At 71.9% G+C, this 22,571-nt stretch carries 22 protein-coding genes; 15 read left to right on the forward strand and 7 right to left on the reverse strand.

Going from position 1 to position 22,571, the window contains the following annotated elements; all coding sequences use genetic code 11:
* Positions 1–40: 40 nt before the first annotated feature.
* Entirely contained in the window at positions 41–2,782 is a 2,742-nt protein-coding gene (aceE, locus tag OHS17_RS10100) for a pyruvate dehydrogenase (acetyl-transferring), homodimeric type (protein WP_330311898.1), read from the forward strand.
* An 80-nt stretch (positions 2,783–2,862) separates the two neighbouring features.
* On the opposite strand, the gene OHS17_RS10105 is transcribed toward aceE, so the two are convergent.
* Positions 2,863–3,246, reverse strand: a complete 384-nt coding sequence (locus OHS17_RS10105) for a peptidase inhibitor family I36 protein (protein ID WP_018103342.1) — start codon at positions 3,244–3,246, stop codon at positions 2,863–2,865.
* Positions 3,247–3,559: 313 nt separating this feature from the next.
* On the opposite strand from OHS17_RS10105, the gene OHS17_RS10110 reads away from it, so the two are divergent.
* From OHS17_RS10110 to OHS17_RS10130, 5 genes are all read left to right on the forward strand, one after another.
* Positions 3,560–4,771, forward strand: a complete 1,212-nt coding sequence (locus OHS17_RS10110; RefSeq protein WP_330311899.1) for an alpha/beta hydrolase — start codon at positions 3,560–3,562, stop codon at positions 4,769–4,771.
* Between the two features lie 87 nt (positions 4,772–4,858).
* Positions 4,859–5,797 (forward strand): DUF4429 domain-containing protein, encoded by a 939-nt coding sequence (locus OHS17_RS10115; protein ID WP_330311900.1) that lies wholly within the window; start codon positions 4,859–4,861, stop codon positions 5,795–5,797.
* 16 nt (positions 5,798–5,813) lie between these two features.
* Positions 5,814–7,034, forward strand: coding sequence for a sensor histidine kinase (locus OHS17_RS10120; RefSeq protein ID WP_330311901.1), 1,221 nt, complete (start codon positions 5,814–5,816; stop codon positions 7,032–7,034).
* Between the two features lie 13 nt (positions 7,035–7,047).
* The gene (locus OHS17_RS10125; RefSeq protein WP_018103338.1) at positions 7,048–7,731 is read left to right on the forward strand and encodes a response regulator; all 684 of its coding nucleotides are present in this window, start codon (positions 7,048–7,050) and stop codon (positions 7,729–7,731) included.
* A 150-nt stretch (positions 7,732–7,881) separates the two neighbouring features.
* A complete protein-coding gene (locus OHS17_RS10130) occupies positions 7,882–8,934 on the forward strand; it encodes an alpha/beta hydrolase (RefSeq protein ID WP_330311902.1) in 1,053 nt (350 codons plus the stop codon).
* 14 nt (positions 8,935–8,948) lie between these two features.
* Here OHS17_RS10130 and OHS17_RS10135 read toward each other — a convergent pair whose 3' ends face one another.
* From OHS17_RS10135 to OHS17_RS10145, 3 genes are read right to left on the reverse strand one after another with little or no spacing between them, the layout of a single operon-like run.
* Positions 8,949–9,395 (reverse strand): VOC family protein, encoded by a 447-nt coding sequence (locus tag OHS17_RS10135; protein WP_330311903.1) that lies wholly within the window; start codon positions 9,393–9,395, stop codon positions 8,949–8,951.
* Between the two features lie 45 nt (positions 9,396–9,440).
* Complete coding sequence (locus tag OHS17_RS10140; protein WP_330311904.1) at positions 9,441–10,457, reverse strand: aldo/keto reductase; 1,017 nt, start codon at positions 10,455–10,457, stop codon at positions 9,441–9,443.
* Positions 10,457–10,918, reverse strand: a complete 462-nt coding sequence (locus OHS17_RS10145) for a MerR family transcriptional regulator (RefSeq protein WP_330311905.1) — start codon at positions 10,916–10,918, stop codon at positions 10,457–10,459. Before OHS17_RS10145 ends, OHS17_RS10140 begins: the two co-directional genes overlap by 1 nt.
* 91 nt (positions 10,919–11,009) lie before the next feature.
* Here OHS17_RS10145 and OHS17_RS10150 point away from each other — a divergent pair, with 91 nt between their 5' ends.
* Positions 11,010–11,825 (forward strand): serine hydrolase domain-containing protein, encoded by an 816-nt coding sequence (locus tag OHS17_RS10150; protein WP_330311906.1) that lies wholly within the window; start codon positions 11,010–11,012, stop codon positions 11,823–11,825.
* Between the two features lie 18 nt (positions 11,826–11,843).
* Here the strand turns inward: OHS17_RS10150 and OHS17_RS10155 are convergent, their stop codons facing one another.
* Entirely contained in the window at positions 11,844–13,922 is a 2,079-nt protein-coding gene (locus OHS17_RS10155; protein ID WP_330311907.1) for an alkaline phosphatase family protein, read from the reverse strand.
* Positions 13,923–14,173: 251 nt separating this feature from the next.
* Between OHS17_RS10155 and OHS17_RS10160 the strand changes: the two genes are divergently transcribed.
* Together OHS17_RS10160 and OHS17_RS10165 are read left to right on the forward strand one after the other, a co-directional pair.
* Entirely contained in the window at positions 14,174–14,755 is a 582-nt protein-coding gene (locus OHS17_RS10160) for a GNAT family N-acetyltransferase (RefSeq protein WP_330311908.1), read from the forward strand.
* 104 nt (positions 14,756–14,859) lie between these two features.
* Positions 14,860–15,051, forward strand: a complete 192-nt coding sequence (locus OHS17_RS10165; RefSeq protein ID WP_161208140.1) for a hypothetical protein — start codon at positions 14,860–14,862, stop codon at positions 15,049–15,051.
* A 26-nt stretch (positions 15,052–15,077) separates the two neighbouring features.
* Here OHS17_RS10165 and OHS17_RS10170 read toward each other — a convergent pair whose 3' ends face one another.
* Entirely contained in the window at positions 15,078–15,734 is a 657-nt protein-coding gene (locus OHS17_RS10170) for a pirin family protein (RefSeq protein ID WP_330311909.1), read from the reverse strand.
* Between the two features lie 110 nt (positions 15,735–15,844).
* On the opposite strand from OHS17_RS10170, the gene OHS17_RS10175 reads away from it, so the two are divergent.
* From OHS17_RS10175 to fabF, 5 genes are all read left to right on the forward strand, one after another.
* The gene (locus OHS17_RS10175) at positions 15,845–17,044 is read left to right on the forward strand and encodes a PucR family transcriptional regulator (protein WP_026171552.1); all 1,200 of its coding nucleotides are present in this window, start codon (positions 15,845–15,847) and stop codon (positions 17,042–17,044) included.
* Positions 17,045–17,133: 89 nt separating this feature from the next.
* Positions 17,134–18,048: an ACP S-malonyltransferase gene (locus OHS17_RS10180; protein ID WP_330311910.1), complete on the forward strand. Its 915-nt coding sequence runs from the start codon at positions 17,134–17,136 to the stop codon at positions 18,046–18,048.
* A 13-nt stretch (positions 18,049–18,061) separates the two neighbouring features.
* Entirely contained in the window at positions 18,062–19,093 is a 1,032-nt protein-coding gene (locus OHS17_RS10185; RefSeq protein ID WP_330311911.1) for a ketoacyl-ACP synthase III, read from the forward strand.
* 62 nt (positions 19,094–19,155) lie between these two features.
* A complete protein-coding gene (locus tag OHS17_RS10190; RefSeq protein ID WP_018103325.1) occupies positions 19,156–19,404 on the forward strand; it encodes an acyl carrier protein in 249 nt (82 codons plus the stop codon).
* Positions 19,405–19,481: 77 nt separating this feature from the next.
* Positions 19,482–20,744, forward strand: a complete 1,263-nt coding sequence (fabF, locus tag OHS17_RS10195; protein ID WP_026171551.1) for a beta-ketoacyl-ACP synthase II — start codon at positions 19,482–19,484, stop codon at positions 20,742–20,744.
* Positions 20,745–20,874: 130 nt separating this feature from the next.
* Here fabF and OHS17_RS10200 read toward each other — a convergent pair whose 3' ends face one another.
* Positions 20,875–21,369 carry a DUF3145 domain-containing protein gene (locus tag OHS17_RS10200; RefSeq protein ID WP_026171550.1) on the reverse strand — a complete coding sequence of 165 codons (495 nt, stop codon included), beginning with the start codon at positions 21,367–21,369 and terminating at the stop codon, positions 20,875–20,877.
* Positions 21,370–21,647: 278 nt separating this feature from the next.
* Between OHS17_RS10200 and OHS17_RS10205 the strand changes: the two genes are divergently transcribed.
* Positions 21,648–22,562 (forward strand): SGNH/GDSL hydrolase family protein, encoded by a 915-nt coding sequence (locus OHS17_RS10205; protein WP_330311912.1) that lies wholly within the window; start codon positions 21,648–21,650, stop codon positions 22,560–22,562.
* Positions 22,563–22,571 lie beyond the last annotated feature (9 nt).

Consider the following 22,571-nt stretch of genomic DNA (forward strand, 5'->3'; position numbering starts at 1 on the left):
ACAGGCCCCGAAGCGCAGCACCGAACAGCGAAGGAACAGCGTGGCTTCCGGATCCGATCGCAACCCGATCATCATTGGCGGCCTTCCGAGCCAGGTCCCGGATTTTGATCCCGAAGAGACCCAGGAATGGCTCGACTCCCTCGACGCCGCCGTCGACGAGCGAGGCCGTGAGCGGGCCCGCTATCTCATGCTCCGGCTCATCGAGCGAGCGCGCGAGAAGCGCGTCGCCGTGCCGGAGATGCGCAGCACGGACTACGTCAACACGATCGCCACGAAGGACGAGCCGTTCTTCCCCGGCGACGAAGAGATCGAACGCAAGATCCTCAACGCGACCCGCTGGAACGCGGCCGTGATGGTCTCGCGCGCCCAGCGTCCGGGGATCGGCGTGGGCGGTCACATCGCCACGTTCGCCTCCTCGGCCTCGTTGTACGACGTCGGCTTCAACCACTTCTTCCGCGGCAAGGACGACGGCCTCGGCGGCGACCAGATCTTCTTCCAGGGACACGCCTCGCCCGGGATCTACGCCCGCGCCTTCCTGCTGGACCGGCTGAGCGAGGCGCAGCTGGACGCGTTCCGCCAGGAGAAGTCGAAGGCGCCGAACGGGCTGTCCAGCTATCCGCACCCGCGGCTGATGCCGGACTTCTGGGAGTTCCCGACGGTGTCGATGGGCCTCGGCCCGCTCGGCGCGATCTACCAGGCGCGGATGAACCGCTACATGGAGGCGCGCGGCCTCGCCGACACCTCGGACTCGCATGTGTGGGCGTATCTCGGCGACGGCGAGATGGACGAGCCGGAGTCGCTGGGGCAGCTGTCCATCGCCGCCCGCGAGGGCCTGGACAACCTGACCTTCGTCGTCAACTGCAACCTCCAGCGCCTCGACGGCCCGGTGCGCGGCAACGGCAAGGTCATCCAGGAGCTGGAGTCCCAGTTCCGGGGCGCCGGGTGGAACGTGATCAAGCTGGTCTGGGACCGGTCCTGGGACCCGCTGCTGGCGCAGGACCGCACGGGAATCCTGGTCAACAAGCTGAACACGACGCCGGACGGGCAGTTCCAGACGTACGCCACGGAGACCGGCGCGTACATCCGGGAGCACTTCTTCGGGGACGACCCGAGGCTGCGCGAGATGGTCAAGGACATGTCCGACCAGCAGATCCTGCACCTGGGGCGCGGCGGTCACGACCACCGCAAGGTGTACGCGGCCTATGCGGCGGCCAAGGCCCACAAGGGCCAGCCGACGGTGATCCTGGCGCAGACGGTCAAGGGCTGGACCCTCGGGCCGAACTTCGAGGGCCGCAACGCGACCCACCAGATGAAGAAGCTCACCGCCGAGGACCTGAAGCGGTTCCGGGACCGGCTGCACATCCCGATCGCGGACAAGGAGCTGGAGGACGGCAACCCGCCGTACTACCACCCGGGCCGCGACTCGGAGGAGATCCAGTACATGCACGACCGCCGCAAGGGCCTGGGCGGTTACGTCCCGACCCGGGTGGTGCGCGCGAAGCCGCTGCCGCTGCCGGAGGACAAGACGTACGCGGCCGCGAAGAAGGGCTCGGGTCAGCAGTCGATCGCCACCACCATGGCGTTCGTCCGCATTCTGAAGGACCTCATGAGGGACAAGGAGATCGGCAAGCGCTTCGTGCTGATCGCCCCCGACGAGTACCGCACGTTCGGCATGGACGCCTTCTTCCCGAGCGCGAAGATCTACAACCCGCTCGGGCAGCAGTACGAGTCGGTGGACCGCGATCTGCTGCTCGCGTACAAGGAGTCGCCGACCGGGCAGATGCTGCACGACGGCATCTCGGAGGCGGGCTGCACGGCCTCGCTGATCGCCGCGGGTTCGGCCTACGCCACGCACGGCGAGCCGCTGATCCCGGTGTACGTCTTCTACTCGATGTTCGGCTTCCAGCGCACCGGTGACCAGTTCTGGCAGATGGCGGACCAGCTGGCGCGCGGCTTCGTGCTGGGCGCGACCGCCGGCCGGACGACGCTGACCGGCGAGGGGCTCCAGCACGCCGACGGGCACTCGCAGCTCCTTGCGTCGACCAACCCGGCCTGCGTGGCCTACGACCCGGCGTTCGGGTACGAGATCGCGCACATCGTGCAGGACGGTCTGCGCCGGATGTACGGCGGGACGCCCGAGGAGAACGAGGACGTCTTCTACTACCTCACCGTCTACAACGAGCCGATCCAGCACCCGGCGGAGCCCGCTGATGTCGACGTCGAGGGCATTCTGAAGGGCGTCTACCGCTACAGCAGCGGGGAGAAGGGCGAGATCCCGGCCCAGATCCTGGCGTCCGGTGTGGCGGTGCCGTGGGCGGTGGAGGCGCAGCGCATCCTCGCCGACGAGTGGAACGTGAAGGCGGACGTCTGGTCGGCGACCTCCTGGAACGAGCTGCGGCGCGAGGCCGTGGACGTGGAGCGGTACAACCTGCTGCACCCGGAGGAGGAGCAGCGCGTGCCGTACGTGACGCGCAAGCTGTCCGGGGCGCAGGGGCCGTTCGTGGCGGTGTCGGACTGGATGCGGTCCGTGCCGGACCAGATCGCCCGCTGGGTGCCCGGCGCGTACCAGTCGCTGGGCGCGGACGGGTTCGGGTTCGCGGACACGCGGGGCGCGGCGCGGCGGTACTTCCACATCGACGCGCAGTCGATCGTGCTCGGGGTGCTCACGGAGCTGGCGAAGGAGGGGAAGATCGACCGCTCGGCGCTGAAGACGGCGGTCGACCGCTACGAACTGCTGGACGTGGCCTCGGCCGATCCGGGGGCCGCGGGCGGCGACGCGTAACGCGGGCACGAAGACCGGCCCGGTGCGGGGCGGTGGGACCCGGGAAGGGTGCCGCCGCCCCGCGGCGCGTCCGGGCCCGTTCAGTTCTCCCACACCTTGAAGGCACGCACCTGGTACGGCGAGCGGGGCAGCCAGGTGCCGCCGCCCGGGTACGTCTCGAACTCGCCGGTCTCCTGGCACTCGGCGGACTGGTAGGTGGTGACGGGCCGGCCGGTGCGGTTGGCGAGGGCCTGGGCGGTGGTGCCGGGTTTCAGCGGGACGCAGCTCTCGATGTCGATGGTGGACAGCTCATGGGTCTGCCGGGCGCCGGTGAAGTCGGGCTTCGACCAGAGGCAGAGCTGCCCGCTCGCGCAGTTCCCGAGGGAGACCGGCGCGGCGGCCTTCGCGGGCGTGGTGGACGCGACGGGCGCGGACAGGAACAGGGCGGTGACGGCCAGGAAGGCCGCGGCAACGGTCGTACGCATGCGAGTTGAACCCCCGTGATGATGAAACTGCCGTGAGGGAACCGCCGATGAGGCGGGTCCGGCTGATGCGGGTCGTCCACCGGTGTGGATCTCCCTGCACCCACCCTGCGCCGTTACGGAGAGTAATCGGAAGGGTTGGCGGCCAGGTCCACTCCGAAAGGTGACTGTCCGCACAGAGTTGACGCGAAAGGCGCGGAGCGTGCCGGAGGGCCGTACGCAGGGTGAGGCAATCACCGTGTCCTTCCGCACAGTCGGGTGATGTACGTCACCCTGCTCCCGAACCGGCTCCACCCGTCTCCTAGGGTGGTCCGGAGTGACTTCCTTCGACTCCTCCCCCACGCTCACCGCTTGGCGCGCACTGCTCGCCGTCGCGGTCGTCTTCGTGATGCTCGCGACGACCGGCTGGACCGCCGTGCACCATCAGCGTTCCGGCGACTCCCGCGCGCTCGCGCTGGCCGCCTGGGCCAAGGGGTCGATAGCGGGACAGCCGCTGCCGGACGCCGACACCCCGCCGTACAAGCTGGCGCACTTCTTCGCCACGCTGACCCCGGCGCAGCGCGCCCACCTCGCCGACCGGTATCCGCTCGTCGTGGGGAACCTCAACGGCGCCCCGGTCACCACCCGTTACCGCGCGAACCGGCGGGCGATCGGACAGGCAACCGCGGTCGAGCGCAAACGCGTCCACGACACCAGACTCTCCGCGTCCGGCCGCGCCGAGGCCCAGCACCGCCTGGACCGCTTCCGGTCGATGCTCGCCCGGGACCGCCACTTCCTGGCGTTCGACCCGTCGGGGCGCGGGCTCGCCGCCGAGGTGTTCGGCGACCTGGACCGGGCCCGGCGCATCTCGCTCGTCGTGCCCGGCGTCGACACGAATCTGCTGACCCTGGAACGCACCGGGCCGAAGACCAACGCCGCGCCCGTCGGCATGGCCAAGTCGCTGTACGCCGCCGAGCGCGCCGCGAGCCCCGAAGTGCGCACCGCCGTCATCGCCTGGGCCGACTACACGACGCCCGTCGGCATCGGCATGGACGCCGCCCTCGGCAACCTCGCCGAGCGCGGGGCGGTCCGGCTCGACGCGCTCGTCCGGGCCCTCCCGGGACCGGCGCCGGTCTCGCTGTTCTGCCACAGCTACGGCTCCGTCCTGTGCGGGGTCGCCGCGAGCAGGCTGCCCGGCCGGGTCGAGGACATCGCGGTGGCCGGCAGCCCCGGCATGCGGGCGGACAACGCAGGTCAGCTGCGCACCCGGGCGCACGTGTGGGCGATGCGGGACAGCGGCGACTGGATCGAGGACGTGCCGAACCTGGAGTTCGGGGGCCTCGGACACGGGGCGGATCCGGTGGACCACGGCTTCGGCGCCCGGGTCGTCTCGGCGGACGGGGCGGTCGGTCACAGCGGTTACTTCGAGCCGGGCACCGAGAGCCTGGACAACTTCGCCGCGATCGGAGTTGGCGCGTACACGTCGGTGACCTGCGCGACGGCCGACAGCACCTGCAACGACGGGGTGTACGCCAACTCGACAGCCTGACGCGCGTAGAGACACCGCGTCCGGCCTCCGGAAGCGGTCGACTCCGAGAGGGGACGGGGCGGGCAAGTGCCGCATACGATGAGGCGCATGGGTGATGTGCTGGCCGGAATTCATGCCACCTGGGAGTTCGACGCCGACTCCGTGCTCATCCGCTACGAACGGGGTATCCGCACGCCGAGACTCCTCCAGAGCCTCCGCGAGCGCCGCGTCCCGCACGCGGCGCTGTCGTCGGTGACGCTGACCCCGGGCAAGCGGGGCACGGTGGTGCTGCGCGCCGTCCCGCGCCCCGGGGCCGATCCGCTCCTCGAAGCCGCCGCCGGGCAGCTCAAGGACGGCTGCGACCCGTACCGGCTGGTGCTCCCCGCCGCGCGCGAGACCCTGGCCGAGTACTACGCGGACGAGCTGCGGGCCTGCCTCGGCGCGGACGCGGGCGAGCCCGCGGACCGTTTCCTGGTCGCGGCCCCGGAGGCCCCGATGCAGTTCAAGGCGTACGACGGGCGGGCCGGCTTCGACGGTGAGCGGATCTCGTTCCGCTGGTTCTGGACGGGCGCCTCCTCGGAGAAGTGGAAGGCCGGCGACCAGACGTTCCCGGTCACGGATCTGTGCGGGGTCGAGTGGCGCTCGCCGGAGGGCCTGGAGGGCTACCTGCGGCTGCTGCCCAGGGGCTCGGACGCGGTGGTCCACGCGTCCGGAGGGCTCACCGGCCCCGCGACGGGCGGGACCGCCACCGGCGTCCAGCCGGTGATACCCCGGCCCGCCCGGGCCGACCAGGACCCCGCGGCGGTGATCTTCGGGCTCGGCTACGGCCCGGTCCACGAGTCGCTGCCCTTCGCGGCGGCCGTCCTCGAATCCGTACGCAGGAAGCAGTCCGCGCCCCCGGCCGCCGCTCCCCTCACCGCCGCCGCCCGGCGCGATCCGGCCGACATCGCGGAGCGCATCCACCACCTCGGGGAGCTGCACCGGGCGGGCCTGGTGACCGACGAGGAGTTCAGCGCCAAGAAGGCGCAGCTCCTGGCCGAGCTGTAACCGGCCGCCGCCCGAGATGACCGAGCCGATACCCGCGCCCGCTTCCGCGCACACCACCGGGTGGACGAGGTTCCTGCCGCAGGCGGCCGCCGTCGCGCTGACGGTGCTCTTCCTCCCCGTCACCCTGGCCAACCTCCGCGATCAGTACGGACTCGACATCGGGGTCGCCCTCACCCTCGCCGTCACCCAGTGCGGACCCCTGCTGATGCTGGCGCGGTCGCCGCTGTGGGCCTGGTGGATCGTCTTCCCGGCGGACATCGCGGGCGCGCTGGTGCTCCTCGGGAAGCCGGCCCGCGAGTACGACGTGTGGCCGTGGCCGCCCGCGCCGCTGATCGCCTGCCTCTTCCTGCTCCTCGCGCTGGCCCTGCGCCGGTCCCGGCGGGTGCTCGTCGCCGTCTGGCTGGCGACCGCGGCGGCGAGCCTCATCCTCCATCTGGTCCGCGCCGACCGCAGCAACGGCAGCGCGCTGCTGCTGCCCCTGTTCGCGGCCGTGGTGCTGGTGATCGGCGCCGCGGTACGGGAACGGCGCGTCGCACAGCGCCGGCTCGCCGAGCAGGAGACCGTCAGCGAGGCCGAGCGCGCCCGGCGGACGCTGCTGGAGGAGCGGGCCAGGATCGCCCGGGAGCTGCACGACGTGGTCGCCCACCACATGTCCGTGATCACCGTCCAGGCGGACTCCGCGCCCTACCGGCTGCCGGAGCTGTCGGACGAGGCGCGCGAGGAGTTCGGGACGATCGCGGCGAGCGCCCGGGAGTCGCTGACCGAGATGCGGCGGCTGCTCGTGGTGCTGCGCGGGGACGGCGCGGAGGGCGAGCGGGCCCCGCAGCCCGGGATCGACCGCTTGCAGCAGCTGGTGGAGGCGACGGTACGGGCCGGGCTTCCCGCCGAACTGTCGCTGGCCGCTCAACTGGGTGACGTACCGCCGGCTGTTGACTTGTCTGCGTACCGGATCGTTCAAGAGGCGCTGGCGAACGTGGTCCGGCACGCTCCGGGGGCACCGACGCGGGTCTCGGTCACCTCGGACGGGGGCCAGTTGACGGTGCTGGTCGTCAACAGCCCGCCGGAGCAGCCGGTTTCGCCGCTGGAGTCGGCGGGAACGGGCCACGGTCTGGTCGGGATGCGGGAGCGCGTACGGTTGACGGGCGGCTCACTGGACGCCGGGCCGCTGCCGGACGGGGGGTTCCGGGTCGCCGCGCGGCTGCCGCTGTCCCCGGCCGGGCCCGACGACGCCCCCTGAGTCCGGAGGAACCGTGCCCATCCGTGTGATCATCGTCGACGACCAGGCCATGGTGCGGGCGGGTTTCGCGGCCCTGCTGGCGGCGCAGGCGGACATCGACGTGGTCGGTGAGGCGCCGGACGGGCGCCAGGGCGTCGAGGTCAGCCGCCGGGTCCACCCGGACGTGGTCCTGATGGACGTGCGGATGCCCGAGATGGACGGCCTCGCGGCGGCCCGCGCACTGCTGGAACCGCCGCCGGGCGTGGTCCATGTGCCCCGGGTGCTGATGCTGACCACGTTCGACGTGGACGACTACGTGTACGAGGCGCTGCGGGCCGGGGCGTCCGGCTTCCTGCTGAAGGACGCCCCGCCCGCCGACCTCATCGCGGCGGTCCGGGTGGTGGCGGCGGGCGACGCGCTGCTCGCGCCGTCCGTGACGCGCCGTCTGATCGCCGACTTCGCGAAGCAGGGTCCTTCGGCGGCGGCCCGGGGCGGCGCGACGCTGCGGCTCAACGGGCTGACGCCGCGCGAGACGGAGGTCCTGGAACTCATCGCGCGCGGCCTGTCGAACCAGGAGATCGCCGGGAAGCTGGTGCTCGCCGAGCAGACGGTGAAGACGCACATCGGGCGCGTCCTGGCCAAGCTCTCCCTGCGGGACCGGGCGCAGGCGGTGATCTTCGCGTACGAGGCGGGGCTCGTCGTCCCCGGCTCCGCCTGACGCACCCGCCCCACCCCCTACCCGGGTATCACACGGCAGTTGGCTCCCCGGTGTGACGCCCGCGCACCCACCGCGTTCCTACCTTCCTCCCGTCACGCCGAACGGCGTGCGGGGAGCGGCCGGTTGGGCCGGAGAGGGAGGGCGGGGCGGATGCGACGTTACGCGAGGACCCTGGTCGCGGCCGCGCTGGCGGTCACCGTGGTGTCGGGGACGGCGGGCTGGGTGACGGGCAACGCCCAGCAGGCGGTCACGGGCCCGCCCCCGGGCACGGCGTCCTGGCGGGCCGACCACACGCTGGGCCGCGAACTACCCGACCCGGAGCGGGACTCGCCCGCCGAGACGGCCCGGTTCTTCGCGAGCCTCACGGACAGCGAGCAACAGGCCCTGGCCGCACGGCACCCGCTCGTCGTCGGCAACCTCGACGGCGCCCCCGTGGAACTGCGCTACCGGGCCAACGCCCTTGCCCTGCACGCCGCGCACGACCCCCGCTACGCCCACCTCGCCGAGGACCCGGCCCGCCGCTTCCTGGCGTTCGACCCGCGCGGCCGGGGCCAGGTCGCGGAGGTCTTCGGCGACCTGGCGACCGCCCGGCGGGTGTCCGTGGTGGTCCCCGGTTCCGACATCGACGCCGGAACCTTCGACCGTACGACCGACGTGTACGGCACCCCCGCCGGTATGGCCAGGTCGCTGTACGCCCGTACGGGTCCGGGCACCGCCGTGATCGCCTGGGCCGGGTACACCACCCCGGTGGGCCTCGGGCTCGACGCGGCGCGCGGGACGCTGGCGGAGGCCGGTTCCGCGCGGCTGACCCGGTTCACGGACGGGCTGGAGGCGGCCGGGGTGCCCGTCACCACGGTGTTCTGCCACAGCTACGGCTCGGTCGTCTGCGGCCTGGCCGCGCACCGGCTGCGCGTCGCCGACCTGGTGGTCCTCGGCTCGCCCGGGATGCGCGCGGACAGCGTGGCCGGTCTGCGCACCGGGGCGCGGGTGTGGGCGGCGAAGGACCCCGGCGACTGGATCGGCAAGGTCCCGCACGTCGAGTTCGCCGGGCTCGGCCACGGCGCGGACCCCGCGTCGCCGGGGTTCGGCGCCCGCCGGGTGCCCGCCGACGACGCGGAGGGCCACACGGGCTACTTCGCCCCCGGCACCGAGTCGCTGAGCGCGTTCGCCTCGATCGCCGAAGGCGCGTACGCCCAGGGCTGATCCAGCGGGAAGACCTAGCCCTTCCCGCCCAGTTCCTCCGCCAACCCGACGATGACGCCGTCGGGGCCGCGCAGGTAGCAGAGCAGGTAGGTGTCCTCGAACCGGGCGATGGAGCCGACGACTTCGCCGCCGAGCGGGCGCAGCCGGGCCACGGTGTCCTCGATGTCGTCCACGGCGAACATGACGCGGTGCGTGCCGAGCACGTTGTGCGGCCGGTCGCGCGGGGCGTCGATCAGCGCGGGGCTGAGGTACTTCGCCAGCTCCAGGCGGCTGTGCCCGTCCGGGGTCCGGAGCATGGCGATCTCGCAGTGGGTGCCGTCGAGGCCGGTGCACTGGTCGGCGAAGCCGCCCTGGACCTCGCCCTTGCCCTCCAGCTCCATGCCGAGTTCCTGGAAGAACGCGACGGCCGCGTCCAGGTCCTCGACCACGATGCCGACGTTGTCCATCCGCTTGATCGCCATGCGGTTGCCTCCTCTGTCGCTTCCTCGTACGGACGCTACTCCGCGCTACTCGCGCACGAGGGAGGTCAGGCTCATGTCCTGGTAACGGTCGCCCGCGACCTGCCCGGCGATCGGTTCGAGGAGGGCCAGCTCGTCGTCGGTGAGCGTGAGGCGGGTGGCGGCCGTGTTCTCCAGGAGGCGGTGGCTCTTGCGGGTGCCCGGGATCGGGACGACGGTGATGCCGTGGACCTGGGCGCGCTGCTGGACCCAGGCGAGCGCGACCTGCCCGGCGGTCGCCCCGTGGGCGGCGGCGATCTTGTGGACGGGCTCCAGGAGCGCCGCGTTGGTCTTCGCGTTCTCGCCGGTCATGCGGGGCTGCGAGGCGCGGAAGTCGCCCTGGGACAGCTCCTTGCCCGCGTCCGCGAAGGACCCGGTGAGGAAGCCCCGGCCCAGCGGCGAGTACGGCACGACCGTGACGCCCAGCTCGGCGGCGGCGGCCACCGCGCTGCGCTCCACGTCCCGGCTGAAGAGGGACCACTCGGACTGGAGGGCGGCGATCGGGTGCACGGCGTGCGCCTCGCGCAGTTCGGCGCCGGTGACCTCGCTGAGTCCGAGCTGCTTGACCTTGCCCTCCCGGACCAGCTCGGCCATGGCGCCGACGGACTCCGCGAACGGCACGGCGGTGTCGTGGCGGTGCATGTAGTACAGGTCGATGACGTCGGTGTTCAGGCGGCGCAGACTCGCCTCGACGGCCTTGCGGATGTAGGCGGGGCTGTTGTTGATGCCCCGGTAGTCGGGATCGTCCTCGCGCCGCTCGATGCCGAACTTCGTGGCGAGGGTGATCTCGTCGCGGTGCGCCCCGACGAACGGCGCGAGGAAGGTCTCGTTGGCGCCGCTGCCGTAGATGTCGGCGGTGTCGAAGAGGGTGACGCCCGCCGTCAGCGCCGTTTCCAGCGTCTCGCGGGCCGAAGCCTCGTCGGTGTCGCCGTAGAACTCGCTGATGCCCATGCAGCCGAGGCCCTGGACCCCGACCCGGGGGCCGCCCCGGCCGAGTTCGACGGTGGTGATCTTGTTGTCGGTCATCAGGCACTGGGCCCTTCCGGCGCCCCACGGGCGCCCGCATAGAAGTCGATCTTGTAGTCCAGTACGGCCAGGGTGTCCTGGAGCTCCGCGATCCGCGTCCTCACGTCGCGGCGGGTCGCCTCCAGCAGTTCCTGCCGTTCCTCGAAGGTGTGGTCGCCCTCGCGTATGAGCTCGGCGTACCGGACCATGTGGGCGACCGGCATCCCGGTCAGCCGCAGCTTGGTGACGAAGGCGAGCCAGTCGAGGTCCCGGTTGCTGAAGCGGCGCTGGCCGGTGTGCGACCGGTCGACGTGCGGCATGAGCCCGATCCGCTCGTACCAGCGCAGGGTGTGGGCGGTCAGGCCGGTGAACGCGGCGACCTCGCTGATCGTGTAGCGGTCCTGCCCGTCGGGGCGCGGGTGCGCCGAGGGGGCGGAGGCGCAGATATCGGCCCGGGTCGAAGTGCTCTCCATCACCGTCATGCCTCCACGCTAAGACCTTGGAGTGCACTCGAAGCAAGCGTGACCGGGTGCGGTTTCCAACAGGCGGGACCTGGAATCTACTCTCGTACGCATGCAGAGCCTGGCGATGATCGAGAACTGGCCCGTCCCCACCGCCGCGGCGGCCGTCGTACGAGCGGACGGCACGGTCGCCGGTACGCACGGCCCGACCGCGCACCGCTTCCCGCTCGCCTCCGTCACCAAACCGCTCGCGGCCTACGCGGCGCTGGTGGCGTACGAGGAGGGCGCCGTGGAGCTGGACGAACCGGCGGGCCCCGAGGGCTCGACCGTGCGCCACCTCCTCGCCCACACCAGCGGCCTCGCCTTCGACGAGCACCGGGTGATGGCCCCGGCCGGCAACCGGCGCCTCTACTCCAACGCGGGTTTCGAGGTGCTGGGCGACCACATCGCGAAGGCCACCGAGATCCCGTTCCCGGAATACGTTCGACAGGCGGTCCTGGAACCGCTCGGGATGACCGCGACCACCCTGGACGGCTCCCCCGCCAAGGACGGCGTCTCCACGGTCGCCGACCTCGCGCGCTTCGCCGCCGAGGTGCAGGCCCCCCGCCTCCTCGACCCGCGCACGGTCGCCGCCGCGCAGACCGTGGTCCACCCGGGCCTGAAGGGCGTCCTTCCCGGCTACGGCCACCAGAACCCCAACGACTGGGGCCTCGGCTTCGAGATCCGCGACTCCAAGTCCCCGCACTGGACGGGGGCCTCCTCCTCGCCCGCGACCTTCGGGCACTTCGGGCAGTCGGGCACCTTCCTCTGGGTCGACCCGGCGGCGGGCGCGGCCTGCGTCGCGCTCACCGACCGGGCCTTCGGCCCGTGGGCGGTCGAGGTGTGGCCCGCGTTCACGGACGCGGTCCTGGCGGAGCTGGCGGGCTGACCGGACCCGCCCCGGCGGTCAGTGGTCGTTCACCGTCGCCACCCGGCCCGCGTACCGCTGGGTCCAGCCGGTGCCGGTGTCGGCGGTGAGGACCACGTCGTAGTAGCCGTGCTCGGTGGGCCAGTCCACGACCGCGGAGTGGCCGCCGGGGACGGTGACCTTGCGGGTGCCGCCCGCGTAGTCGTTGGCCTTCAGGGTGTAGCGGACCGGGTGGCGGCCGTCGTTGTGCAGCCCCAGGCGGACCACCGGCCGCCATCCCCGGACCAGCCGCGGCTCGACGCGGGGCAGGCCGATGTGGCGTGTGCTCGCGTCCTCGGGGAGCAGCCGCCCGGCGAAGGAGCGCAGGAACCCGTCGGGGCCGTACACCGAGAAGGCGTACCTGCCGTCGGTGGCGCTCGTGTCCCAGGTGTACGTGCGCGGGGCCGCCTCGCTCACCGTGTGCGGGATGTTCTCGAACGGGAGGTACCGGTCCGGGAAGACCTGGAGGCTCACCGCCTTGCCCTCCGGACCGCCGGTGAGCGTCATGGCGGCGGTCACCGTTCCGGCGGCCCGGTCCTCGGTGAGCACGGCGTGCGGGTGGTAGGAGAGCCCGCGCGGCTCCAGCCGGTCGCGGGGCGGCCTCGGCGGGGTGCCGGTGACCGGGTCGGCGATGACGACCGGGCCGGGGCGCGGGTGCGCGAAGTCGATGGCGCTGGTCAGGTCCCCGGCGATGGAGCGGCGCCACGGGGTGATGTTCGGGCAGGTGAACGGCTTGCCCAGGTGCGCGGCCCAGGTCTCCAGGAACTTCACGGTCGAGGTGTGGTCGAAGACCTCCGAGGCGACGTAGCCGCCGCGCGTCCACGGGGAGACCAGCAGCATCGGGACGCGGGGCCCGAAGCCGTACGGGGTGGTGCCGGAGAACTCGCCGGGGGTGCCCGCCTCCGGGCGCGGCGGCAGGACGTGGTCGAACTTTCCGTCGTTCTCGTCGTACGTGATGATCACCAGGGTGTGGTTCCAGATGTCCTCGTTGCTCTGGAGGGTCTGCAGCACCTTGTTCATGTACCGCTCGCCGTGCACCGTGTCGAAGCCCGGGTGCTCGCTCCAGGCGGCGGGCATGACCACCCAGGACACCTCGGGCAGGGGGTGCTCGGCGCCCGGCTCGCAGGCGGCGATCAGGTCGCGCAGGACGGCGTCCAGATTGGCGTCGGAGTCGTCGTTGGGCGTGGTGGCGCCCGCGTAGACGAAGGAGTTGGCCTTCCAGACCCTGCCGGTGCCCGGTTCGAGCTCGGCCGGGTCGGTGGTGCGGGGGTCGAAGGCGGCGAAGCTGTTGGTGACGTTGCAGCCGTACTCGCCGACGTAGCCGCTCTGCAGGCTCTTGCCGACGCCGTTGCCGCTGTTGTCGGAGTAGACCCGCCAGTTGATGCCCGCCTGCTGGAGCTGCTCGGGGACGGTGGTCCAGCGGCGGGTGTAGTCGTTCTGGCCCGCGTTGGTGGTCTCGCCGCCCGCCGTGCCGCTCATCAGGTAGTAGCGGTTGGGGATGGTGGGCCCGTGCAGCGAGCAGAAGTTCATGTCGCAGACGGTGTACTGCGAGGCGAGCGAGTACATCCACGGCATGTAGTCGGGCGTGTAGTACCACATGCAGTGGTCGCCCTTGTCCTGCACCCAGGTGTCCCAGCGCCCGCCGTTGGCGCCGTAGAAGTTGTGCTTGTCGCTCCAGGTGGCGGTCGAGACGGCGGGGGTCACGATGGCGCCGGTGGCGTCGCGCTGCTGGAAGACGCTGGTGCCGTCCTGGAAGGTCAGGACCTGCTTGTCGTCGTGGCCGCGCACCCCCTTCAACTGGCCGAGGTAGTGGTCGAAGGAACGGTTCTCCTGCATCAGGATCACCACGTGCCTCAGGTCGGAGATATCGCCCTTGAAGCCTCTGGGCAGGCGGTATTCGGCCGCCTCCGCCTGCGCCCCGCCGACCGCCTCGGCCACCGGCCCCGCGGCGAGGGCGCCGAGCGACACGGCGGCCGTCTGCAGCATCCGGCGGCGGCTGATACGCATCTCACCGGTGAACTCGCCGGTGTCGTCGGCTTCGCTGTCCGAGCACGGGATCTCGCTGGTCTGAAGGGTCATCGGGGCACCTCTGGGGGGAGAGTGGTTCACAAGGGGGGAGGGACGTCTGCGCGCCTGCGAAAACTAGGCCGCCGGTACGAACGGCGGGCGAACCGTGGACGTATTCCTGAGGCACCGGCAGATTTACATGGCCCCGACATGCAGTCGAGATCCCGCACGGTGATAGCCGAAAATCGCGCCCCGATGGCCGGTCCGCCGGTCTTGCCGCGACCCTGGCCGCCGGTCACGGACGGCCGCTACGCTCCCCGCCCATGACCGACGACATAGTCCGCGCCACCGCGTCCGACGTCCCCGCGCTCGCGGGCGTCCTGGCCAGCGCGTACGCCGAGGACCCGGTCTGGTCCTGGCTGATGCCCCGGGACCGGGACCGGCGGCTGCGGCTGTTGTTCGCCGCGCACCTGGCGCAGCAGGTCCCGGCGGGGCGGGTGTGGACGGACGGCGAACGCACGGTGGCAGCGGTCTGGGCGGAGCCCGGCGCCTGGAAGCTCCCGGCGAGCTACCTGCTGCGCAACGCGGGCACGCTGCTGCGGGCGAGCCGGGCGCAACTCCCCCGTACCGCAGGCCGGTTGCTCGCCCTGGAGCACCGGCATCCGGCCCGCCCCGCGCACTGGTACGTCGAGTACATCGGCACCCACGCCGACGCACGCGGTACGGGACGCGGCTCGGTGGTCCTCGGCGGCCTGCTGGAACGGGCGGACGCGGACGGCCGCCCGGTCTTCCTGGAGTCGAGCAACAGCCGCAACCTCACGTTCTACCGCCGCCACGGCTTCGAGGTCCGCGAGGAGATGACGTTCCGGTCGGGGCCGCCGATGTGGTCGATGTGGCGGCGGTAGCGGGCCCCGCAGCCGCGATCTCCGTCACCCCTCGTGTTTACGGGGCCGATTTCCGGTTACGACATGTAGTGACAGACCATCAGTGCCGGACGAAAGGCAGGAACATGAACGTCGTCATCGTGCTGATCCTCGTCGCAGTCCTCGCCCCGCTCGCCTTCGTGGCCCTGGCCCCGAAGGTGCCCGCGCGGCGCAACGCGTTTCCCGGCCGGAGCAGCGGCCGGAGCCGTCGGCGTCCGTCGGCGGTGCGGCTGAGTGAGATCCCGCGGCAGCAGTTCGACCGGCACCACGCCCGCTGACGCGGAGCCGGTGGCCGGGGTGCCGGTCAGGCGCCCAACTCCCAGACCAGCACCTCGGCCGTGTCCGCGGCGACCAGTTCGAGCCCCGTCTCCCCGGTGATCCGGGCCGCGTCGCCCGCCGTCAGCTCCTCGCCGCCGACGCGCACCGTGCCGCGCACCACATGCGCGTACGCCCGGGGGGCGTCGGGGACCGCCGCGCGCTCGCCCTCCGCGAGGCGCCGCACGTGCAGCATGGCGCCCGCCTCGGGGAGGGCGTACGGGGTGGAGTCGGCGATGCCCGGGACGGTCGTGTACGAGGGCTCGCCGCCGGGCTCCAGGGGCGCCAGCCACATCTGAAGGAACGTCAGCGGACTCTCGCCGTCGTTGCGTTCGACGTGGCGGACGCCGGAGGCGGCGCTGAGGTGCTGGACGTCGCCGGGCCTGACCACCGTGGCGTGACCGGCCGAGTCGCGGTGCGTCAGCTCGCCCTCGACGACCCAGGTGACGATCTCCGTATGGCTGTGCGGGTGCTCCTCGAAGCCCGCGCCGGGCGCGAGCCGCTCCTCGTTGCAGGCCAGGACCGGCCCGAAGCGGAGGTTGTCGGGGTCGTAGAAGGTGCCGAAGGAGAACGCGTGCCGGGAGGCGATGCCGGCCGCCGCGTCCCCGCCCTCGAACCGGTCGCCCGCGCGGTGTACGGAAATCACCCGTCCACGGTAGCCCGCCTCCCCCCGCGGAGCCCCCGCCGGACACCGAACCGGCCCGCCACCGGCCCCGGCCCTCCGCCCGTCCGTCCCGATAAGGCAGTCTTGTGTCCGTGCCCCGACCCGATCCTGAGCAGCCCGCTGCGAACGACGCCCATCTCCATGCCGCGACCCTGAAGCGGCTCGAGCAGTCCTCCGGCCGGCTGGCCGCGAACGCGATCGCCCGCATGGACGAGTCGCTGCCGTGGTACCGGGCGATGCCCCCGGAGAACCGGTCCTGGATCGGCCTGGTCGCCCAGGCCGGTATCGCCGCGTTCACCGAGTGGTTCCGGCATCCGGAGACCCCGCAGGCGATCTCGACCGATGTCTTCGGGACCGCCCCGCGCGAGCTGACCCGGGCGATCACGCTGCGGCAGACCGTCGAGATGGTGCGGACCACAATCGAGGTCATGGAGGCCGCGATCGACGAGGTCGCCGCCCCCGGCGACGAATCGGTGCTGCGGGAGGCGCTGCTCGTCTACGCCCGCGAGATCGCGTTCGCGACCGCCCAGGTGTACGCGCAGGCGGCCGAGGCCCGGGGTGCCTGGGACGCCCGGCTCGAATCGCTCGTGGTGAACGCGGTGCTGTCCGGCGAGGCCGACGAGGGCGCCGTCTCCCGGGCCGCCGCCCTCGGCTGGAACTCCCCCGAGCACGTCTGCGTGCTGCTCGGCACCGCCCCGGACGGGGACAGCGAGCTGACCGTGGAGGCGATCCGGCGCGCCGCCCGGCACGCCAAGCTCCAGGTCCTCACGGGGGTGCTCGGCAACCGCCTCGTCGTGATCGCGGGCGGCAGCGACAACCCGCTCCAGGTCGCGAAGGCCCTGATCGGGCCGTACGCGGCGGGCCCCGTTGTGGCCGGGCCCGTGGTGGCGGACCTGCTGGCCGCGACCCGGTCCGCGCAGGCCGCGGCCGCCGGACTGAAGGCGTGCGGCGCCTGGCAGGACGCGCCGAGGCCGGTGCTCGCGGACGATCTGCTGCCGGAGCGCGCGATGGCGGGCGACCCCGCCGCGCGCGAGCAGTTGGTGGAGGAGATCTACAGACCGCTGGAAGAGGCGGGCTCCGCGCTCCTGGAAACGCTGAGTGTGTATCTGGAACAGGCGAGCAGCCTGGAGGGCGCGGCCCGGATGCTCTTCGTGCATCCCAACACCGTGCGCTACCGGCTTCGACGTGTGACAGACGTCACCGGCTGGTCACCTTCCGATGTGCGCTCGGCGTTCACTCTGCGAATCGCCCTGATCCTGGGGCGTCTGGCCGACCGGGATACGCAGTCCTAGACTTTTGTCGGACATCAACAATTCCCCCTACGGTTCTTCGTCCCTGTCCCCACGGGTGTTCCGGACCGTTCACAAGAGAGAGTGTGAGGGTGCTCGTACTCGTCGCTCCCGGCCAAGGCGCTCAGACGCCCGGCTTCCTGACTCCCTGGCTCGACCTCCCCGGTGCCACCGACCGCATCGCGGCCTGGTCCGACGCCATCGGGCTCGACCTCCTGCGCTACGGCACCGAGGCGGACGCGGAGGAGATCCGCGACACCGCGGTGGCCCAGCCGCTGCTGGTCGCCGCCGGTCTGCTGTCGGCCGCCGCGCTCGACGCCTCCCCGGACGCCGTCGCCGGCCACAGCGTCGGTGAGATCACCGCCGCCTCGTTCGCCGGTGTCATCGGCGAGGAGGCCGCGCTCCGCTTCGTCCGTACGCGTGGGCTCGCCATGGCCGACGCCGCCGCGGTCACCGAGACCGGGATGGCGGCGCTGCTCGGCGGCGACCCCGAGGTCACGGTGGTCCACCTGGAGAAGCTCGGGCTGACCCCGGCGAACGTCAACGGGGCCGGCCAGATCGTCGCCGCGGGCACCGCCGCGCAGATCGCCGCGCTCACCGAGGACAAGCCGGAGGGTGTGCGCCGCGTGGTGCCCCTGAAGGTGGCCGGCGCCTTCCACACGCACCACATGGCGCCCGCCGTCGAGCGGCTGCGCGCGGCGGCCGGGGACCTGGACGTCTCCGACCCCTCGGTGACGTACGTCTCGAACGCCGACGGCAAGACCGTCGCCACCGGCCACGAGGTCATCACCCGGCTCGTCGGCCAGGTCGCCAACCCGGTCCGCTGGGACCTGTGCATGGAGACCTTCAAGGCGATGGGCGTCACCGCCCTCATCGAGGTCTGCCCCGGCGGCACGCTCACGGGCCTGGCCAAGCGGGCGCTGCCCGGCGTCCCGACCCTCGCGCTCAAGACCCCCGACGACCTCGACGCGGCCCGCGCGCTCATCGCTGAGCACGCGGGCGCCTAAGGAGCCCGAGAGCATGTCGAAGATCAAGCCCAGCCAGGGCGCTCCGTACGCGCGGATCATGGGCGTCGGCGGCTACCGCCCGACCCGGGTGGTGCCCAACGAGGTCATCCTGGAGACGATCGACTCCTCCGACGAGTGGATCCGCTCCCGCTCCGGCATCGCGACCCGCCACTGGGCCTCCGAGGAGGAGACCGTGGCCGCGATGTCGGTCGAGGCGTCCGGCAAGGCCATCGCCGACGCCGGGATCGCCCCGGAGCAGATCGGCGCGGTCATCGTCTCCACCGTCTCGCACTTCAAGCAGACCCCGGCCATCGCGACCGAGATCGCCCACAAGGTCGGCGCCGGCAAGCCCGCCGCCTTCGACATCTCGGCCGGCTGCGCGGGCTTCGGCTACGGGCTGACCCTGGCCAAGGGCATGATCGTCGAGGGCTCCGCGGAGTACGTGCTCGTCATCGGCGTCGAGCGGCTGAGCGACCTCACCGACCTGACGGACCGGGCCACGGCCTTCCTGTTCGGCGACGGCGCCGGAGCGGTCATCGTCGGCCCCTCCAAGGTGCCCGCCATAGGCCCGACCGTCTGGGGCTCCGAGGGCGACAAGTCCGAGACGATCAAGCAGACCGTGGCGTGGAACGACTTCCAGGTCGGCGACGTCACGAACCTGCCCCTCAACGACCGCGGCGAGATCAAGTTCCCCGCCATCACGCAGGAAGGCCAGGCGGTCTTCCGCTGGGCCGTCTTCGAGATGGCGAAGGTCGCCCAGCAGGCGCTGGACGCGGCCGGGATCGCCCCGGAAGACCTGGACGTCTTCATTCCGCACCAGGCCAACATGCGGATCATCGATTCGATGGTGAAGACGCTGAAGCTGCCGGAGAGCGTCATGGTCGCCCGTGACGTGGAGACCACCGGCAACACCTCCGCCGCCTCGATCCCGCTCGCCATGGAGCGGCTCCTGGCGACCGGTCAGGCCAAGAGCGGCGACACCGCGCTCGTCATCGGCTTCGGGGCGGGTCTCGTCTACGCCGCGACGGTCGTTACTCTCCCCTAGGCACACCGGGCTTTTCGCCCGGACGCCCGAACCCAGCAGAAATACATCGAAGGAGCGCCGAAATGGCCGCCACGCAGGAAGAGATCGTCGAAGGTCTCGCCGAGATCGTCAACGAGATCGCCGGGATCCCGACCGAGGACGTCCAGCTGGACAAGTCCTTCACGGACGACCTGGACGTCGACTCGCTGTCCATGGTCGAGGTCGTCGTCGCCGCCGAGGAGCGCTTCGACGTGAAGATCCCCGACGAGGACGTCAAGAACCTCAAGACCGTCGGCGACGCCGCGGACTACATCCTCAAGCACCAGGACTGATCCAGCCGGTTCGTGTGTCGCCACCCGGCGGTGGCGCCGCTGATTCACGACCCCCTACACGTGGAGAAGATTTTCCAGTGAACTCGACCAATCGCACCGTGGTCGTCACCGGTATCGGCGCAACCACTCCGCTGGGTGGCGATTCCGCATCGACCTGGGAAGGTCTGATGGCCGGGCGTTCCGGCGTCAAGCCTCTCGAGGGCGAACGTTTCGCCGAACTGCCTGTCCGGATCGCGGCCCTGGCGGCCGTCGATCCCGCTGATGTCCTGCCCCGTCCGCTCGCCCGCCGGCTCGACCGCTCGGCGCAGTTCGCGCTGATCGCGGCGCGTGAGGCGTGGGCGGACGCGGGCTTCACCGGCAAGGCCGGTGAGGACGAAACGATCCAGCCCGAGCGGCTGGGTTCGGTGATCGCCTCCGGCATCGGCGGCGTGATCACCCTGCTCGACCAGTACGACGTGCTGAAGGAGAAGGGCGTACGCCGCGTCTCCCCGCACACCGTGCCCATGCTCATGCCCAACGGCCCGGCCGCGAACGTGGGCATCGAGGTGAACGCCCAGGCGGGCGTCCACACCCCGGTCTCCGCCTGCGCCTCGGGTGCCGAGGCGATCGGGTACGCCGTCGAGATGATCCGCACCGGCCGCGCCGACGTGGTCCTCGCCGGCGGCACCGAGGCGGCGATCCACCCACTGCCGATCGCCGCGTTCGCCAACATGATGGCGATGTCGAAGAGCAACGACGAGCCGGAGAAGGCTTCCCGCCCGTACGACGTGGCCCGCGACGGCTTCGTCCTCGGCGAGGGTGCCGGTGTCGTCGTCCTGGAGTCCGCGGAGCACGCCGCGAAGCGTGGCGCCCGGGTCTACTGCGAGGTGCTGGGCCAGGGTCTCTCGGCCGACGCCCACCACATCGCGCAGCCGGAGCCGACCGGTCGCGGTATCGCCGCGGCGATGCAGAATCTGCTGGACCAGACGGACCTCAAGCCGTCGGAGATCGCCCACCTGAACGCCCACGCGACGTCCACCCCGCAGGGTGACCTCGCGGAGGTCAAGGCGCTGCGCGCGGTGCTGGGCGAGGACCTGGACCACGTCGCGATCTCCGCGACGAAGTCGATGACGGGGCACCTGCTCGGCGGTGCGGGCGGCATCGAGACCGTGGCGACGGTCCTGGCGCTGCACCACCGGATGGCTCCGCCGACGATCAACGTGGACAACCTGGACGAGTCGATCGACGCGGACATCGTCCGGGACGCGCCGCGGGCGCTGCCGGAGGGGCCGATCGCGGCGATCAACAACTCGTTCGGCTTCGGCGGCCACAACGTGGTGCTGGCGTTCCGCAGCGTCTGACGCGCGAAGCGCGTCGCTTGAGCGTGAAGCCCGTGCCCCTCGTGTGGGGGTGCGGGCTTCGTCGTGGTGTCGGGGGCTCTGCCCCCGGTTCCCCGCTCCTCAATCGCCGGAGGGGCTTGATTTGCCCCGGTTATACGACCTGGTGGAGCCAGCGGACGGGCGCGCCTTCGCCCGCGTGGCGGAAGGACTCCAGTTCGTCGTCCCAGGGCTTGCCCAGGAGCTTGGCGACCTCCGCCGCGAGGTCGGTCTCACCGCCCGCGGAGCGGGCCAGCGCGGCGCGGAGGCGGTCCTCGGGGACCAGGATGTCGCCGTGCATGCCGGTGACGGCGTGGAAGATGCCCAGTGCGGGCGTCGAGCTGTAGCGCTCGCCCTCCGCCGTGGGCGACGGCTCCGCCGTCACCTCGAAGCGCAGCAGGTCCCAGCCGCGCAGCGCGGACGCCAGCTTGGACGCCGTGCCGGGCCGTGCCTGCCAGGAGAATTCGGAGCGCCAGGTGCCCGGCGCGGCCGGCTGTCTGATCCAGTCGAGCTGCACCCGCCCGCCGAGGACTCCCGCCACCGCCCATTCGACGTGTGGGCAGAGCGCGCGCGGTGCGGAGTGAACGTACAGGACTCCACGTGTCGTCACCGGGACCTCCAGTGTGGGACGAGGTTCGCCTTCCCCAGCGGCCTGTCATCAGTAAACAGCATCGGGAGTTATTCTCCGGAAAAGCGACAGTATGTGACGCGGTGTGATGTTCGGATGCCACCCGAGTGGAGCCGGGAGCCGCGAAAGCCACTGGTTCGACGGGGAAAAGCTACCGCGCCCCGGTACCGGAGGTGTGACGTACCGTCGGTCCCGGGGCCCTTCTTCGCTCAGTCTTCACCCGGCGGAGCGGCGGGGCACGAACAGGAGGAGACCAGGCAATGCCGGATCGGTCCGTACGGCACCGCTCGCGCACCGCACTGGCGGGGCTGGCCGCTCTGGCCTGCCTCGGCTCGGCGGCGCTGGCCGGCTGCGGCTCGGGGTCCGACGGGACGACGAAGGGCTCGGCGGCCGAGCGCCGTCCGTCCCCGGCGGCGGGCCCGGTCTGGGACCCGCGCCCGAAGTCGATCGCGGCGGTCGGGGACTCCATCACGCGCGGCTTCGACGCTTGTTCGGTGCTGGCCGACTGCCCGGAGGTCTCCTGGTCGACCGGCACGGACAGCTCGGTCCGCAGCCTGGCGGTGCGGCTCCTGGGCGCGTCCGGCGCGGTGGACCACAGCTGGAACCACGCGGTGACGGGCGCCCGGATGGCGCAACTGCCGGAGCAGATGGCGCTGGCGGCGGACGAGGACCCGGATCTGGTGACCGTGATGATCGGCGCCAACGACGCCTGCCGGGACTCGGTGCGGTCGATGACCCCGGTGGCGGACTTCCGGAGGTCGTTCGACACGTCGTTGCGCGAGCTGCGGGCCGGGGCGCCGAAGGCGCAGGTGTACGTGTCGAGCGTGCCGGACCTGAAGCGGCTGTGGTCGCAGGGGCGCGGCAATCCGCTGGGCAAGCAGATCTGGAAGCTGGGCATCTGCAAGTCGATGCTGTCCGACGCGGACGACATGGGCGCGGCGGCGGTGGCCCGGCGCACCGCGGTCCAGGAGCGGGTCGTGGCGTACAACGAGGTGCTGCGCGAGGTGTGCGCGAAGGACCGGCGCTGCCGGTACGACGGCGGGGCGGTGTTCGACTACCGGTTCACCGGCAAGCAGCTCAGCCAGTGGGACTGGTTCCACCCCGGCCGCAACGGACAGGCCAGGCTCGCCGAGATCGCCTACCGCAACGTCACGGCGGTCCGGCCGCCCGCGTAGAGTCGCTGA

Origin of the sequence: Streptomyces sp. NBC_00523 (assembly GCF_036346615.1) — a bacterium.
Lineage (GTDB): Bacteria > Actinomycetota > Actinomycetes > Streptomycetales > Streptomycetaceae > Streptomyces.

What these genes read in the sequence shown, in the direction of transcription:
- OHS17_RS10105 (WP_018103342.1), bottom strand. Translation starts at nt 3,246, where the DNA reads ATGCGTACGACCGTTGCCGCGGCCTTCCTGGCCGTCACCGCCCTGTTC.
- OHS17_RS10115 (WP_330311900.1), top strand. Translation starts at nt 4,859, where the DNA reads ATGGGTGATGTGCTGGCCGGAATTCATGCCACCTGGGAGTTCGACGCC.
- OHS17_RS10120 (WP_330311901.1), top strand. Translation starts at nt 5,814, where the DNA reads ATGACCGAGCCGATACCCGCGCCCGCTTCCGCGCACACCACCGGGTGG.
- OHS17_RS10130 (WP_330311902.1), top strand. Translation starts at nt 7,882, where the DNA reads ATGCGACGTTACGCGAGGACCCTGGTCGCGGCCGCGCTGGCGGTCACC.
- OHS17_RS10135 (WP_330311903.1), bottom strand. Translation starts at nt 9,395, where the DNA reads ATGGCGATCAAGCGGATGGACAACGTCGGCATCGTGGTCGAGGACCTG.
- OHS17_RS10140 (WP_330311904.1), bottom strand. Translation starts at nt 10,457, where the DNA reads ATGACCGACAACAAGATCACCACCGTCGAACTCGGCCGGGGCGGCCCC.
- OHS17_RS10145 (WP_330311905.1), bottom strand. Translation starts at nt 10,918, where the DNA reads ATGACGGTGATGGAGAGCACTTCGACCCGGGCCGATATCTGCGCCTCC.
- OHS17_RS10150 (WP_330311906.1), top strand. Translation starts at nt 11,010, where the DNA reads ATGCAGAGCCTGGCGATGATCGAGAACTGGCCCGTCCCCACCGCCGCG.
- OHS17_RS10155 (WP_330311907.1), bottom strand. Translation starts at nt 13,922, where the DNA reads ATGACCCTTCAGACCAGCGAGATCCCGTGCTCGGACAGCGAAGCCGAC.
- OHS17_RS10160 (WP_330311908.1), top strand. Translation starts at nt 14,174, where the DNA reads ATGACCGACGACATAGTCCGCGCCACCGCGTCCGACGTCCCCGCGCTC.
- OHS17_RS10165 (WP_161208140.1), top strand. Translation starts at nt 14,860, where the DNA reads ATGAACGTCGTCATCGTGCTGATCCTCGTCGCAGTCCTCGCCCCGCTC.
- OHS17_RS10185 (WP_330311911.1), top strand. Translation starts at nt 18,062, where the DNA reads ATGTCGAAGATCAAGCCCAGCCAGGGCGCTCCGTACGCGCGGATCATG.
- OHS17_RS10190 (WP_018103325.1), top strand. Translation starts at nt 19,156, where the DNA reads ATGGCCGCCACGCAGGAAGAGATCGTCGAAGGTCTCGCCGAGATCGTC.
- OHS17_RS10205 (WP_330311912.1), top strand. Translation starts at nt 21,648, where the DNA reads ATGCCGGATCGGTCCGTACGGCACCGCTCGCGCACCGCACTGGCGGGG.